This window comes from Staphylococcus sp. HMSC072E01, assembly GCF_001814125.1.
GTDB classification, from domain to species: domain Bacteria; phylum Bacillota; class Bacilli; order Staphylococcales; family Staphylococcaceae; genus Staphylococcus; species Staphylococcus hominis.
Genome location: NZ_KV814968.1, coordinates 117,542 through 131,933, shown reverse-complemented (window position 1 = coordinate 131,933; position 14,392 = coordinate 117,542). Strand labels below are relative to the sequence as shown.

14 protein-coding genes are annotated in these 14,392 nt (G+C 31.3%); 1 reads left to right on the top strand and 13 read right to left on the bottom strand.

The genetic code is table 11. From position 1 onward, the window contains the following. Positions 1–99: 99 nt before the first annotated feature. The 3 genes from HMPREF2953_RS07155 to HMPREF2953_RS07145 all read right to left on the bottom strand — a co-directional run bounded on the left by HMPREF2953_RS07155 (position 100) and on the right by HMPREF2953_RS07145 (position 3,631). On the bottom strand, positions 100–966 hold the full coding sequence (locus tag HMPREF2953_RS07155) for a 2-oxoacid:ferredoxin oxidoreductase subunit beta (protein WP_049336416.1): 867 nt from the start codon (positions 964–966) through the stop codon (positions 100–102). After that, the gene (locus tag HMPREF2953_RS07150; RefSeq protein WP_049336418.1) at positions 967–2,727 is read right to left on the bottom strand and encodes a 2-oxoacid:acceptor oxidoreductase subunit alpha; all 1,761 of its coding nucleotides are present in this window, start codon (positions 2,725–2,727) and stop codon (positions 967–969) included. 109 nt (positions 2,728–2,836) lie between these two features. Continuing rightward, a complete protein-coding gene (locus tag HMPREF2953_RS07145; RefSeq protein WP_049336420.1) occupies positions 2,837–3,631 on the bottom strand; it encodes a TIGR00282 family metallophosphoesterase in 795 nt (264 codons plus the stop codon). Positions 3,632–3,784: 153 nt separating this feature from the next. Between HMPREF2953_RS07145 and HMPREF2953_RS07140 the strand changes: the two genes are divergently transcribed. Further along, a complete protein-coding gene (locus HMPREF2953_RS07140; RefSeq protein WP_002448781.1) occupies positions 3,785–4,000 on the top strand; it encodes a hypothetical protein in 216 nt (71 codons plus the stop codon). A gap of 74 nt (positions 4,001–4,074) precedes the next feature. On the opposite strand, the gene rny is transcribed toward HMPREF2953_RS07140, so the two are convergent. The 10 genes from rny to HMPREF2953_RS07090 all read right to left on the bottom strand — a co-directional run bounded on the left by rny (position 4,075) and on the right by HMPREF2953_RS07090 (position 14,390). Next, complete coding sequence (rny, locus tag HMPREF2953_RS07135) at positions 4,075–5,634, bottom strand: ribonuclease Y (RefSeq protein ID WP_070672567.1); 1,560 nt, start codon at positions 5,632–5,634, stop codon at positions 4,075–4,077. Between the two features lie 276 nt (positions 5,635–5,910). Then, positions 5,911–6,957 (bottom strand): recombinase RecA, encoded by a 1,047-nt coding sequence (gene recA / locus HMPREF2953_RS07130; RefSeq protein WP_002448773.1) that lies wholly within the window; start codon positions 6,955–6,957, stop codon positions 5,911–5,913. Positions 6,958–7,133: 176 nt separating this feature from the next. Then, complete coding sequence (locus HMPREF2953_RS07125; protein WP_070672564.1) at positions 7,134–8,273, bottom strand: CinA family nicotinamide mononucleotide deamidase-related protein; 1,140 nt, start codon at positions 8,271–8,273, stop codon at positions 7,134–7,136. 133 nt (positions 8,274–8,406) lie between these two features. Further along, positions 8,407–8,982 carry a CDP-diacylglycerol--glycerol-3-phosphate 3-phosphatidyltransferase gene (pgsA, locus tag HMPREF2953_RS07120; RefSeq protein WP_070672561.1) on the bottom strand — a complete coding sequence of 192 codons (576 nt, stop codon included), beginning with the start codon at positions 8,980–8,982 and terminating at the stop codon, positions 8,407–8,409. 32 nt (positions 8,983–9,014) lie between these two features. Then, positions 9,015–9,407: a helix-turn-helix domain-containing protein gene (locus HMPREF2953_RS07115; protein WP_002448763.1), complete on the bottom strand. Its 393-nt coding sequence runs from the start codon at positions 9,405–9,407 to the stop codon at positions 9,015–9,017. 20 nt (positions 9,408–9,427) lie between these two features. Continuing rightward, a complete protein-coding gene (locus HMPREF2953_RS07110; RefSeq protein ID WP_070672559.1) occupies positions 9,428–10,270 on the bottom strand; it encodes a DUF3388 domain-containing protein in 843 nt (280 codons plus the stop codon). A gap of 117 nt (positions 10,271–10,387) precedes the next feature. Further along, complete coding sequence (gene ymfI, locus HMPREF2953_RS07105; RefSeq protein WP_002488706.1) at positions 10,388–11,092, bottom strand: elongation factor P 5-aminopentanone reductase; 705 nt, start codon at positions 11,090–11,092, stop codon at positions 10,388–10,390. A 2-nt stretch (positions 11,093–11,094) separates the two neighbouring features. After that, on the bottom strand, positions 11,095–12,381 hold the full coding sequence (gene yfmH / locus HMPREF2953_RS07100) for an EF-P 5-aminopentanol modification-associated protein YfmH (RefSeq protein ID WP_070672557.1): 1,287 nt from the start codon (positions 12,379–12,381) through the stop codon (positions 11,095–11,097). After that, the gene (yfmF, locus tag HMPREF2953_RS07095) at positions 12,381–13,580 is read right to left on the bottom strand and encodes an EF-P 5-aminopentanol modification-associated protein YfmF (RefSeq protein WP_371091009.1); all 1,200 of its coding nucleotides are present in this window, start codon (positions 13,578–13,580) and stop codon (positions 12,381–12,383) included. The genes yfmH and yfmF overlap by 1 nt, the downstream gene beginning before the upstream one ends. Positions 13,581–13,673: 93 nt before the next feature. Then, complete coding sequence (locus tag HMPREF2953_RS07090; protein WP_002448813.1) at positions 13,674–14,390, bottom strand: GntR family transcriptional regulator; 717 nt, start codon at positions 14,388–14,390, stop codon at positions 13,674–13,676. Positions 14,391–14,392 lie beyond the last annotated feature (2 nt).

Below are 14,392 nucleotides of genomic sequence, written 5' to 3'. Positions count from 1 at the left end.
ATAAATAAATGAAATTTAACAAGATTTTTATAAATTTAAACTTAAATTAAAAGACATTCTTGAAGTCATATGATGCTTTCAAGAATGTCTTTAAAAAAATTATACAAATTGAGCAGTTAAGTCATTAAACTCTTGCTCAGAAAGATGGATATCTCTTTTAGTTAATGCACTTTCATCTAATTCTTCAATTTGTGATTCATATGAAGGTGTTGTTGTGTCTTGATATACAATACCTTTAACTAGTGATTCGTGTTCTAATACAGTTTTCATCGCTAATTGTTTATCTGTTGGATCATAATTTTCAATATCTTCAATACTAGTTAAGTGTTCTTTAAACCAATCATACGTATTCACTTTATTATATGTCACACATGGAGAAAACACATTTACAAATGAAAAACCATCATGATTAATTGCATCTTCAATTAATTTTGTCAATGCTTTAATATCACTTGAAAAACCTTGTGCTACAAATGTAGCACCTGATGATAGTGCTAGTTCTAATGGCGCAACATTTTTTTCTATATTTCCTTTAGGTGTTGATTTAGTTACAAATCCAACAGCAGAAGATGGAGACGTTTGACCTTTAGTTAGGCCATAAATTTGGTTATCCATAATAATATAAGTAATATTCATATTGCGGCGTAATGCATGAATTGTATGACCCATGCCAATAGCATAACCATCACCGTCGCCACCTGAAGCAATGACTGTTAAATCTTTATTAGCCATTTTCACTCCTTGGGCAAGAGGTAATGCACGCCCATGAATACCATGTACCCCATAAGAGTTAATATAGCCTGATAAACGACCTGAACAACCTATTCCCGTAATTAATGCCACTTCTTCAGGTTCTAAACCTAAATTTGCTGCTGCTTTTTGAATTGCAGCTTGTACTGAAAAGTCTCCACATCCTGGGCACCAGTTTGGCTTCACACTGTTTCTAAAATCTTTAAATGTAGCCAATTACATCATCTCCTTCATATCTTTAGCTACTGAAAGTCCTTTTTCTTCTATTTCATGTGGTAAAAAAGGTGTACCATCATATTTAGCTTGATTAACTAATTTGTCTTGAATGGCAGTATTCATTTTTAAGATATTTGATAATTGGCCTTGATAGTTATGCTCAGCTACTATGACGCTTGAAGCTTTATCAATAGCTTGTTGAATAATATCTTTTGGTAATGGGTGAAGTTGACGAATTTGCATCGTATTAACTTTAATACCATTATTATTTAATCGTTTACTTCCTTCTTCAATTGCACCTTTACTTGAAATAAATCCGATATATAAAATATCTGCTTTCTCATGTTTCTCATCATAATCAACAGGTGTTTCAATAAGTAAGTTCGCAGTTTTACTCATACGTTTTTCCATTTGTTCACGTCTGTTATCAGCAGCTTCACTTGGCTTGCCTTCTTGATTATGTTCAACACCAGTAACATGGTGAATACCACCTTTAACACCAGGAATTGGACGTTGTGAAATTCCAGATGTTGTAAGTGCATAACGTTTAAAGTATGACTTATCATCTTCATCACGTTCAATATCTGATTGAATAAGCTCTCCACGTTTAATTTGAATTCTATTGTAATCGAGTTGTTTTACTGTTTGTTTACCTAATGACAATTGCAAATCGCTTAATACGATAACCGGACATTGATATTCTTCAGCTAAATTAAAAGCTTCCATAGTTAAATAAAAAGCATCTTCAGCATCAGTTGGTGCTACTACTATCTTAGGAATATCTCCATGTGTTCCATATATCATTTGCATTAAATCTGATTGTTCTTGTTTTGTAGGTAATCCAGTTGAAGGGCCTCCACGTTGCGTGTTAACAATAACTAGTGGTGTTTCAGTCATACCTGATAAACCAATGGCTTCCATCATTAAAGATAAACCTGGCCCTGCACTCGCAGTAAATGCTCTAACTCCTGCATAGTTCGCACCAATTGCCATATTCGCTGCAGCAATTTCATCTTCAGTTTGTACTACAGTACCTCCTACTTTTGGAACATTTGCAATCATATACTCCATAATTTCTGAAGCAGGCGTAATTGGATAAGCTGCCATAAATCTTGAACCAGCTGAAATCGCGCCTAATCCAATTGCATCGTTACCAATCATGTATAAATGTGGTGTGCCCTCACTATCTTCTAGTAAATAATCACCATTTACTGTATCTAATTTATCCTTCATCAACTCATAACCCTGATGAAGCGCTTCTATATTCATTTCAACAACTTTTTGACCTTTTTTAGTAAACATATTTGTAATTAACGTTTCAAAAGGTGTTGTATCTAATTTCATTACTGCACAAGTTGCACCAATCGCTACCATATTTTTCATCAGTGCAGTACCTAATTCTTTAGCTGTTAATGTTAACGGTAATTCAATAAGTTGCGCACGACAATCATCTGGTTTAGAAGGTTTAGCTTTAGCATCTGCAATAATAATACTATCTTCTCTCATTTCATGATGATTTAATTCAATTGTCTCTTGATCAAATGCAACTAAAATATCTAAATCATCACTAATTGCATGAACTGGAGAAGTTGAGACTCTTATTTTATTATTTGTATGACCGCCTTTAATTCGGCTTGAGAAATGTCGATATCCATATAAATAATAACCTTTTCGATTCATTGCAGTAGCAAATAGTTCTCCTGTTGACTCAATACCTTCACCTTGTTGTCCGCCCACTTTCCATGATATTTGTGGTTTCATATCATTAGCCTCCTGTGGAATTAATTCATACTAAATCATAACAAAAATAACCACCGTCTTACTATGTCAACAGTGGCTTTTATTTAAATTCATACTAATGGACTATACGCTATTTATCAAAAGGATGATCCTCATTGATTAAAATGCGTTCTATGAGTTTGGTTCTTCCATTTTTATCTAAATCTATAATAACACCTGAAAGTACACTTCTACCATTATCAGGCACTACATGTCGTTGTGGCAAACTTGTAATAAAACGCTTAATAACTTCCTCGCGATTAATTCCTAGTATTCCATCATAATAACCAGTCATACCTACATCTGTAATATAGCCTGTACCATTGGGCAAAATACGCTCATCAGATGTTTGAATATGAGTATGTGTGCCTACAACAGCACTGACTCTTCCATCTAAATACCAACCCATTGCATTTTTTTCTGAAGTAGTTTCTGCATGAAAATCTACAAAAATATAATTAGTTTCTTTTTTAGCTTCTTCAATCAATTGATCTGCTTTTTTAAAAGGATCATCAATATCTTGCATAAATGAACGTCCTTGCAAGTTAATGATGGCAACTTTAATATCATTAACCTGAATAAAACGCATGCCAACACCTGGCGCTTCACTCGGAAAATTAGCAGGTCTTATCATTCTTTTAGCATCATCAATAAAGTCATAAATCTCTCTTTGACCATAAGTATGATTCCCCATTGTCATAAAATCCACGCCATCTCTAAGCAATTGTTTATATAATTTTTCAGTTAAACCTTTTCCATGAGCCGCATTTTCTGCATTAACAATGCTCAACGTAGGCTTATAAGCTTGCTTTAATTTAGGCAAATATTCAGCAATGGCATTTCTACCTACTTTTCCTACGATATCTCCAATAAATAAAATTCGCATTAATGTTCATCCTCTCACAATATAGTGTAATTGAAATAACTATATAATTAAAGGTAGAGTTTCATATTTTTTAAAATTATACAGTCTTAACTTTAGCATGCATACAGCATATGTTATTATAATATTATAAAAATTTAGGAGTTGTATAATTAGATGTCAATTAATATCGATCCAGAAAAATTTGCAGAACTAGTTGTAAAAGCAAACCCATCAAAATCAGAAGATGCAGAAGATATGGCTAAAGAAAGCTTAGAATTATATATTAACGCATACCGTTTAGCAGAAAGATATTCTAATATTGCTACAAATTGTTATGATACAGCTGAAATTCTTTCTGAAATCAAAAAAACAGATTTACAACTTAAATAATGAAAAAACCTGAGACATTTTAAATATGTCTCAGGTTTTTTAGTAATCAGTGAGTTCCTATTTAATTTTAAAAATTACTTCGCATACTCTACTGCTCTAGTCTCTCTAACAACTGTCACTTTAATATGTCCTGGATATTGTAATTCTTCTTCAATTTGATTTTTTATATCTCTAGCTAATCGGTAAGATTTTAAATCATCTATTTCTTCAGGAGAAACAATAACTCTAATCTCTCTACCAGCTTGAATTGCGAACGCTTTTTCAACACCTTCATAACTTTCTGAAAGAGTTTCTAAGCGTTCTAATCTACGAATATAATTTTCAAGTGTTTCTTTACGTGCTCCTGGACGTGCGGCCGATAATGCATCTGCAGCTGCTACTAGAATTGAAATAATAGATGTTGGTTCAACATCTCCATGATGTGAATGAATCGCATTAATTACAGTTTCAACTTCACCGTATTTTTTAGCTAATTCAACACCAATTTCAACATGGCTACCTTCAACTTCATGATCAATTGCTTTACCTACATCATGTAGTAATCCAGCTCTTTTTGCTAAACTAACATCCTCGCCTAATTCAGCAGCTAACATTCCAGAAAGATGTGCGACTTCCATAGAATGTTTTAAGACATTTTGGCCGTAACTTGTTCTATAGTTTAAACGACCTAAAATTTTCACTAAATCTGGATGCATATTGTGAACATTGATTTCAAATGCTGCTTGTTCACCTGCATCCCTAATGATGTCATCTACTTCTTTTCTAGCTTTGTCTACCATTTCTTCGATACGACCTGGATGAATTCTTCCATCAGAGACTAAATTCACTAATGCAGTCCTAGCGATTTCACGTCTAATAGGATCAAATCCAGATAAAATCACTGCTTCAGGAGTATCATCAATAATCAAGTCGATACCTGTTAACGTTTCTAAAGTACGAATATTTCTACCTTCTCTACCAATAATTCGACCTTTCATCTCATCATTTGGTAAATTAACTACTGAAACAGTAGATTCCGTTGTATGATCAGCAGCTAATCTTTGTACAGTAGTAGCTAACAATTCTTTTGCTGTTTTGTTAACTTTTTCTTTTGCTTCTCTTTCCTTTTCCTTAACAAGTACTGCAATATCTTGTGACAGTTCTTCTTCCACTCTATGAAGTTGTTCATTAACTGCTTCCTCTTGAGTGAGACCGGAGATGCGTTCTAATTCTTGTTCATGCTTCATTATTAACGTCTGAACACTACTCTCTTTTGCATCTACTTGTTGTTGTCTTTCTTCAATTTTGGATTCTTTTTGATCTAAAATCTCATCTTTTTTATCCAATAATTCTGATTTACGATCTAAATTTTCCTCTTTTTGAAGATTTCGGGCTTCTTGTCTTTGAAGCTCACTACGTCTTTCACGTAGCTCTGTTTCAACTTGTTCTCTAATAATTTGATTTTCTTCTTTTGCCTCTAATAATTTCTCTTTTTTGATATTATCTGCTTCTTTTTGTCCTTGTTTGATAATATCATTAGCAGTTTGTCTAGCTTGAATTTGCTTTTGATGTAATATATTTCGGGCTAAAAAATACCCTACAACAACCCCTAGAATAATCCCCAGCAAAATGAGTAGGAGGTCTAATAAATTCACATAAACACCTCCTTTTTCTAGGTATTTGCTTGTATATTAAAATCTCTATGATTTTTTATAAATTGTATAAATAATATACATATTAATTGTACGTTTATGTACTCAGTAGTGTCAAGATATGAAATTTCACTTCAATTTCACTACACCTACTTATAAAAGAAAGAGAGTGACATTGAATTCATTTCGAACTCATTATTCACTCTCACACAAAATAATTTTAATATTTTTAAATATATATTAAAAGTATATTCTAGTTAAAGCATTAAAAATTCAACATTATTCTTCATCGAATAATGTTTGTGATGATTTATCTTCATTTTCTTCAACATCACCATCGAAAATGCCTAATTTTTCACGTAATTTGCGATCGATTTCATCTTTAATTTGAGGGTTTTCTTTAAGATATGTTTTAACATTTTCCTTACCTTGACCCATTCTCTCACCATTATATGAGTACCAAGCGCCAGATTTATCGACAATATCATTTTCTACACCTAAGTCAATTAATTCTCCCTCTTTTGAAATACCTTGACCATACATGATATCTACTTCAGCAATTCTAAATGGTGGTGCTACTTTATTTTTAACAACTTTAATTTTAGTTCTGTTACCTACAATATCTTGACCTTGTTTTAATTGTTCTGCACGACGCACTTCTAAACGTACTGAACTATAGAATTTTAAGGCTCTACCACCTGGTGTAGTTTCTGGGTTACCAAACATTACTCCAACTTTTTCACGAATTTGGTTAATAAATATAGCAGTAGTATTTGATTTTGAAATTGCACCTGAAAGTTTACGTAAAGCCTGAGACATTAAACGTGCTTGAAGACCAACATGTGTATCTCCCATTTCACCTTCAATTTCAGCTTTAGGAGTCAAAGCAGCAACTGAGTCTACAACAACAATGTCAACAGCTCCACTTCTTACGAAAGCTTCTGCTATCTCTAAACCTTGCTCACCATGGTCAGGTTGAGAAAGATATAAATTATCTATATCAACACCTAATGCTTCAGCATATACTGGATCAAGTGCATGTTCAGCATCAATAAACGCAGCAACGCCTCCATTTTTTTGCACTTCGGCAATAGCATGAAGTGCTACTGTTGTTTTACCGGAACTTTCAGGACCATATATTTCAATAATTCTTCCTTTAGGATAACCACCTACACCTAGTGCATTATCTAAAGTAACTGAACCACTTGATACACTAGATACACGACGACCTTTATTATCGCCTAATTTCATTACTGCACCTTTACCAAAGGATTTTTCCATATTTTTTATAACTGTATCTAAAGCTTTTTGACGATCATTATCCAAAGCGAAACCTCCTATATGAGATAGTTATCTATTTAATATTATATATATATTATACTCTTAACTATATTCAAACACAAGCATTTTGCGAATATTTGTTCGCATAAAAAGAGAACACTATCCGAAAAATCGAACAAATGTGCCCTGAAATTATAACTTTTTTTTAATTTAAGTACATTTTAGTGCCAATTTAATAATCTTATTAATACATAATTTTGACTTCTGTTGGGCAGTATATTTCTTGATTGCGTTATCTTAAATGTAGTCATTTTAAAATCATCTTTTGTATTAATTGCTAGATAAACATTCTCTTTCTCATGTAATATTGCTATACCCATTTCAGTTTTATATAAATCTTTTACATATGATGTGGCCTCTCTTAATTGCATTTCAATACTTGAATGATGATTTAAAAATATGTCATTATCTGGTAATATTCCTTTTAATATATTTTGTTTATCAAAACGTTTTAAACGAGTATAAATCGCTCCATCAGTTACCCCGTCATATATACTTACTGTAGAATTCATTTGTTCCATTACAGATTGTTCTAACAATGTGTCATCTGAACCATAATAAAATTGACCAATTCGTTCTAGAATTTCTTCTTTTATAGGTTGAATCAATGTTTTACATTCGCTTTGTGTAGAAGCATTTGCTGTTAATCTAATATATACTTCGTGTTTCCCTGCTAACGGAGCTATCGTAGGATTCGTTTGTTTTTCAATTAAATTCATAAGTTCTGTTTCAACTTTCGATTCTCCAATTCCTGCAAATCTAAGTTGCTCTGAAAAAATAGTATTGTCATTATCTATAAGTAATGGAAGCAACTCATTTTTAGCCATAGGTTGCATTTCACTCGGAGGACCAGGTAACAGAATTACTTTTTTATCATTCATTTCAATAAACATGCCTGGAGCCATACCATAATGATTTTTCAATACTTTCGCTCCCTCTATCACAAGTGCTTGTTGTTTATTATTAGATGTCATTTCTTGCCCTTGTTCTTTGAAAAAATCTTCAATATAATTTAATGCTTCTTCATTAGTCACTAAGTTTTTATTTAATACTTTTGCTACTGTTTGTTTAGTTAAATCGTCTTTAGTCGGACCCAATCCACCCGTGAGCACTAGTGTGTCAAATCTTTTTAGTCCTTCTCTAATAATGAATTCTAAACGATCAGGATTATCACCGATAACTGTATGTTCAACTATATTCTTTCCAATTTGATTGAAAAGTTTTGATAAATATTGGCCATTTGTATTTGCTATTTGGCCTAATAATAATTCTGAACCTACTGCTATGATAGATGTATTCATATGTCCCTCTCCCTTATTTAGTCTTAATTCATATTTTATACTTAATCTATTATATAATCTAAAAAATAACTCAAAAAAATGAGAGTCATTTTATGCGACTCTCATTACATTTCACTTTATTTGATTATACTTTTTATTGCTTAAACACATCTCTACCTTTATAGAAATATTCAATTCCTGATAATATTGTAAAGAATACGCCAATATATAATAATACTTGTCCTAATTGGAATCCAATCCAATTTGAGAATAAATCACCAAGTAAAATCCAAATAATTGCTACCATTGTAACAGCTGTTTTAATTTTACCTAATTGGCCTGCTGCACTTACAAACCCTTGTTCAATTTGAAGCAAACGTAAACCTGTAACCGCAAATTCACGAGCAATAATAATAATTGCTACAACTGAATTAGTTAGACCTAATTGAACCATAACAATAAGAGCACTAGAAACTAATAATTTATCCGCTAATGGATCTAAAAACTTACCCATATTTGTCACAAGTTGCCATTTTCTTGCTAAATAACCATCTAAAAAATCACTTAAAGAAGCTACAATAAAAATAATAGCAGCAATAAATTGCTCTATTCTTATGTCATAGCCACCTAATACAGACACATTTCCAAAACCAAAGTTTACTAGAGCAAATAATATAAATACTGGAATCAAAATCACTCTAAAAACTGTAATCTGGTTAGGTATATTCATTTTAATACCTCATTTCTTAATTTATATGTAAATTATATTAATAATACTGCTAACACCCATATAATTAAAGTAATAATTATAACAATACTAATCATAATCAATAATTGAATAGGTTCTTTATTTTTAGTACGATATTCGGGCACTTCGTTGTGTCGATAATGATGTAAAAGTGTATCGAGTTGATTGTGGTGATTAGGAATTTCTTCATGATGCACTTTAATGAGTTGATTTACATCCATATTAACTACACTTGCATAACGTCTAATAAATCCTTCAGCGTAATCCACTTTGGCAAGTTGATCAAATTTATTCTCTTCAATATATTTTAACGTTTCTCGCTTTAATTGTGTACGTTGTTCTAATTCTGTTAATGTCATTCCTAATCTTTCTCTTCTACCTTTTAAGGTTTCACCAATTGTTTTCACGTTTGACGCCTCCACCCTTATTACTCAAAAAAACCGAAGCCACCGCCAAACACATCTTCTCCAAAATCTAATGTGTTTTTGCTTTTAATTGCTTGTTGTTTAACTTGTTGTTTCATATGATCATATTCAATTTTTTGATTCTCATGTTCACGTAGCTCAATAATATAATCAAAATCATCGATGCTATATTGATTTGTTTCTATAAATAAATCTGGATGCTCAACTACTTTTATTGATGGTAAAGTCATCACTTCTTCCACTAACTGTTGATGTTTAGGATTTGTTTCTCTAGCAGTTACTGCACCATCAATAATATAAACATGATTAGCATCATATTCACCTTTTATAAGAGAACTACGAACTGTCTGTTTAATTAATGTTGAACTTATAAATAACCATCGTTTATGCGCACAGACACTACCTGCAACAATCGATTCTGTTTTTCCAACACGAGGCATCCCTCTAATACCTATTAATTTATGTCCATCTTCTTTAAATAACTCTGCTAAAAAGTCGACAAGTAAACCTAAATCTTCACGTTCAAAACGAAATGTTTTTTTGTCACCTTCATCTTGTTCAATATAGCGACCATGACGCACTGCTAAACGATCACGTAACTCTGGAATTCTTAACTTTGTTATTTCTATTTCTTTCAATTCATGAATAATATTTTCAAAACGTGTGACTTTTTCAAGACTATCTGTCTTAATAAGTAATCCACGACGCCCTTGATCAACACCATTTATAGTAATAATACTAATTCCTAACATACCAAGTAAACTCGATACGTCTCCTAAAAGTCCAGCTCGATTAACAATTATCTCGTATTCTAAATACCATTCCCTTTTTTTAGCAACAGTCATCTAACCACCCCTTGTTTAAATACAATTTGAAATATTCCCCTTATATAATTAAATTTATTATATCATTGATTATAAAAAACGAATCGTCAAATCTGCATTTAAAATTTAGGATACTTTTTAAATATACCAACCACCATTAACCTTTTGGACTGTTCCTGTAATACTCTTAGCATTAGGATGGCATAAATAAGCGCACACGTGTGCTACTTCTTGTGGAGCTATCATTCTTTGTTGTGGTAGTTCAGATAAGATAACAGCTTTGTCTTCATCACTGAATGCTTTAGCCATACGTCCTGAAACAAAACCAGGTGCTATAGCATTCACAGTGACATTCGTCAATGCTAGCTCTTGACTGAGAGCCTTTACAAATCCAATTTGAGCACTTTTCATTGCTGAATAAATAGTTTCCATACTTGCTCCCGTCTCACCCCAAATTGATGAGATAACAATAATTCTACCATTTGTACTTTTTCTCAATATGTCTATGAAATATCGACAGCATCGAATTAACTGTTTAACATGAATATGATAACATTCATCTATCTCTTTATCTTTCATATCTTGTAACATCCCATATAATGATGTACCACTACTATAAATTAAACAGTCTAAATGTTTTATATGACTAAATATATCATTAAAATCAATATCATGAGTCAAATCCATTTGAATAAATTCTACGGCTTCACCTTTATACTTTTTTTCTAAGGATGAGATATCAGATTGATAATATTGAAGTATTACTTCATATCCATCTTTTAATAAACGATCTACAATCGCACTACCAATACTACCTGAACCACCAAATACTAATGCTTTCATATTTAATCTATCTCCAAACGGCTATCAACAAGACGGTCAATATTTAGATATTGTTTGGCAGTTTCATTAATACTATCTAAAGTGATATTCTCTACAATATCTAACATATCAAATACACTTACGCCCTCAAAATACAATTTTGCATATTGATTTGCAATATATTCTGGGGAATTCAAACTAGAGATAAATTCGCCAATAAACTGCTTCTTCAATAATTCAAACGCTTCTGAATCTTTTAAGTTTCCTCTATATTTCTTTAATTCAGTAAGTAACCTATCTTTTAATTGATCTGGTTCATGAGTAGCACTTGTAATAATTGAGAAACTATAAGTAGGTTCAAGAACAAATTGATATCCAAATGAATCATCAATTAAATCATCATTAAGAAGAGATTGATAGAAATCTGTTTCTTCACCGAATACGAGTTCAAAAAATAAAGTCATTTCTAAATCTCTTTGAACATATTTCTCAGGTGCTTCATCCAAAGGTTCATTTTTAAACCCTAACATTAAACGGGGAGACTGTAATTTCATTTTTTCAGATACAAATGATTGAACTACTTCATTTGGTTCTTTTATTGCTCCTCTTTGGATAGAAGGTTGATTTGTTTTATGACGACGATTTTCATGTTCTTCAATAACATTACAAATATGTTTAGGATCCACATCTCCTACGACAAATAATACCATATTGGATGGATGATAAAACGTTTCATAACATAAGTATAAATCATCTTTAGTAATACTATAAATACTTTCAACACTACCTGCGATATCTACTTTAATTGGATGATGATGATACATTGCGCGTAATGTATTGAACATAATTTTATATCCTGGTTGTTCTTGATACATTTTAATTTCTTCAGCAATAATTCCTTTTTCTTTATCTACTGTTTCTTTTGAAAAATAGGGTGTTTCTACCATATCAAGTAAACGTAGAATATTACGTTCAACTTGATCAGTTGCACTAAACAAATAACTCGTACGATCAAAACTTGTAAATGCATTGACTTGAGCATTATCATTGGCAAATGCAGTAAATAAATCTTCATCATCGTCTTTTTCAAATAACTTATGCTCTAAAAAATGTGCTACTCCATCTGGTACAGTCACATATTGATCTTTATGATGAGGTTTAAATGTATTATCCAACGAACCAAATTGAGTTGTATAGGTCACATATGTTTTTTGAAATCCTTTTTTAGGAATTACAAATAAGCGTAATCCATTATTTAGTTCATGTTTATAGACGCGTTCATCAATTAATTCATAATATTGTTCTTGCACTATGATTGACCTCCTTTCGTTAATACATATATCGTATCTAAATAGGCTTGGTTTGCCATTTTAACGACATCTTCTTTAGTCACTTTATTAATTAACTCCATGTATTCTTTATCTGATTGAGGTTGATTCAAAAGTAGTTGATTTTGCATAACTTCAATAATACCTTTAGGTCTATCTGCAATTTCTTGTCGTTGTGAAATGATAATTTTTTTAGCTAATGCTAATTTTTCTTCAGAGAATTCCCCTACTTTAAACTTCTCGAATTCTTCAATAATTGTGTTTTTTGCAGTATCGTATTTTTCAACAGATACACCACTTAATACAAATAAATAGCCATTTTTTCCATCTAATTGTGAATGAATAGAATAAGCTAGACTTTGTTTTTCACGTACTTCATTAAATAGTACTGAAGAAGGATCACCGCCAAACATAGTATTTAATACGACAAGTGCATAGTAATCTTCATTCCCATAATGAGTTGGAAAACGATAACCTAAATTTAATTTAGCTTGGTCGACGGTATCTTTTTCAATGATTGTTTCAGTAGATTGGGCGTTACAGTCAGTATTTACATTATGATTAAAGTCAAACGTAGTTGAGCTAAGACTAAATGAATTTTCTATAAGTGATGTAACTTCTTTTTTATTTACATTTCCCACTACATACACTGAACACATGTCATTATTTATCATAGATTTATATGTATCATACAAACTTTCATTTGTAATACGCGCAATATTTTCTATTTGACCTATAGCCAAATAACGATAAGCTTCATTTTTGAACATATATTTTAATAAATTAATAAATGAATATTGCGCTTTATTGTCAATCATCGCTTCTATTTTTTTATGTAATAATGATTTTTCTTGAGTAACAAATGTAGAGTTGAATGAATTGTTCTCAACAAGTGGATTCATGATGACTTCTTTTAATAAATTTAAACCTTTTTCAAATAATGGTGTAGTATCTTTAAGATAACGTTCATTTACAATTTCTAAAGAAATAGTAATGACATGTTTATCTTTAAATTTAGAAACAAAGCTATTAATATAAGCCCCATAAAGCTCTGATAATTGTTGATTAAATGTTTTATCTGTTGGCCATTTTTTTGTGGCACGAACCAATACTTTACTTAGTAATGAACGAGCAGTAATTGTTTCGTAATCAAGTGGTGCCATAAATTTAAATGTGATCATCGTTGTTTTAAATTTCTCAGTCGGAAGAACATCAATATGTATTTGATGATTAGTATGTTGTTTCAAAATAATCAATCACTCCTTTACCTGTTATTAAATTTTTGTGCGTGTTAATTTAAACTTCACTAGGCTACTTTTTATATAATTTAATGAATATAAAATAGGTTTACCCATTTCATCATAATGTACAACCTTTAATAACATTAATCCCTCATGTGGTTCAGCATTCAATATGCTAGAAATATGAGGTTCATAACTGATTGCTTCAATTTCAGTTTCAGCAGAAGCTACCTTATGACCAGTATTAAGTTCAATTGCATTAAGCATCGAACCATCACTTTCTTGATATTCGGTACAAGTTAAATGATGCTCAGCAATCTTATCTAAACAATAAATAACTGGTTGATGATTCGCAGTACGTAGTCTTTCAATAATTGTTATAGGCTGTTTATCTTCAATATCTAACATTTTTGCATCTAATAAAGAAGCGGGTTGTTGCTCTAAACTTAAATATTCTGTACTTGCTTCATATCCCGCTTTTTTAATCATTTCACTAATACTAAATAATTTATTTAAAGGATAATAAAAGGGACGTAGAGCCTTTATACTTGTTCCTTCTTCAAAATTATCAGTTAAAACTTGTTCAATAATAAGTTCTCCAATCGCTTCATAGACATCATCTGTTTTAACGTTAACTTCTCTAGCAATAGATAAATTACTAGGAAGTTTATCACCAGGTTTCAAAGAATGATTTTTTATTTTTTTAAAAATATATTCTTTTACTTTAAAAACTGAGTTTAATTCCGTCATAC

Coding starts and splice junctions, on each gene's coding strand:
- HMPREF2953_RS07150 (WP_049336418.1), bottom strand. CDS start 2,727: ATGAAACCACAAATATCATGGAAAGTGGGCGGACAACAAGGTGAAGGT.
- HMPREF2953_RS07145 (WP_049336420.1), bottom strand. CDS start 3,631: ATGCGAATTTTATTTATTGGAGATATCGTAGGAAAAGTAGGTAGAAAT.
- HMPREF2953_RS07140 (WP_002448781.1), top strand. CDS start 3,785: ATGTCAATTAATATCGATCCAGAAAAATTTGCAGAACTAGTTGTAAAA.
- HMPREF2953_RS07125 (WP_070672564.1), bottom strand. CDS start 8,273: ATGAATACATCTATCATAGCAGTAGGTTCAGAATTATTATTAGGCCAA.
- pgsA (WP_070672561.1), bottom strand. CDS start 8,982: ATGAATATACCTAACCAGATTACAGTTTTTAGAGTGATTTTGATTCCA.
- HMPREF2953_RS07110 (WP_070672559.1), bottom strand. CDS start 10,270: ATGACTGTTGCTAAAAAAAGGGAATGGTATTTAGAATACGAGATAATT.
- ymfI (WP_002488706.1), bottom strand. CDS start 11,092: ATGAAAGCATTAGTATTTGGTGGTTCAGGTAGTATTGGTAGTGCGATT.
- yfmF (WP_371091009.1), bottom strand. CDS start 13,580: ATGATCACATTTAAATTTATGGCACCACTTGATTACGAAACAATTACT.
- HMPREF2953_RS07090 (WP_002448813.1), bottom strand. CDS start 14,390: ATGACGGAATTAAACTCAGTTTTTAAAGTAAAAGAATATATTTTTAAA.